The sequence below is a fragment of the Pseudonocardia adelaidensis genome (genome assembly GCF_039543345.1).
Taxonomy (GTDB): domain Bacteria; phylum Actinomycetota; class Actinomycetes; order Mycobacteriales; family Pseudonocardiaceae; genus Pseudonocardia; species Pseudonocardia adelaidensis.
Window position 1 is genome coordinate 1 of the sequence record NZ_BAABJO010000104.1, and the last position, 623, is coordinate 623.

2 protein-coding genes are annotated in these 623 nt (G+C 36.8%); one reads left to right on the forward strand and one right to left on the reverse strand.

Translation table 11 applies throughout. The features are described 5' to 3' along the window. Positions 1 to 396: hypothetical protein (locus tag ABEA81_RS42425; protein ID WP_345613732.1), on the reverse strand; the 396-nt coding region annotated here is incomplete at its 3' end. On the opposite strand from ABEA81_RS42425, the gene yyaC reads away from it, so the two are divergent. Then, positions 391 to 623: spore protease YyaC (yyaC, locus tag ABEA81_RS42430; protein WP_345613734.1), on the forward strand; the 233-nt coding region annotated here is incomplete at its 3' end. The two genes, ABEA81_RS42425 and yyaC, sit on opposite strands and share 6 nt — an antisense overlap.

A 623-nucleotide genomic window follows, 5' to 3' on the forward strand; every position in this document is an offset into this window, starting at 1 on the left:
TCTTGCAATTTCTGTAGAATTACTTATAGTAGTATAGAAACCAGTCAATCTTAATTTTACAACCTGACCTCTCATGATATAACTTAAATCATTTGAATTGATGATCTGATTTTTAACTCCCGGAGTTACATAATCTACCATTCTCGGGTTGATATAAATTTCGTTAAGTGTAGGTGCCAAACTAAAGAATGCTCCGTTGTAAACAATAAAGTTTTTACCATTAATTTTATAGGTAACTTTAGCTTTCAGACCTGCATCTAATGCATCATAAATACTGCTCTTACCTTTAGAATTGTCTGCAAACCTTGCAAGCCCACTTCTGAAATGCCCATCTCTCTGTGATTCTGAATAAGAGCTGAAGATGGAAGCAACTATATTAAACTTATAAATTTGCAACACAACAATCCATTTATCATTGCGGTGGATGCATCTTTGGGGAAAACTGAATCTGTTGGAAACATAATTGGTGATACTGGTTCCTTACGTCCTGGGGCAGCCCTTAACAAAGACCTTCCAGAGATCGGTGACATACATATTACCGGCGTTGTTAATATAAGCGGTTTTATGGAATATGCTGTCCTGCAGAGTACCCGTCTTTCCTTAGTCGTAGAAATGGCAAAGAG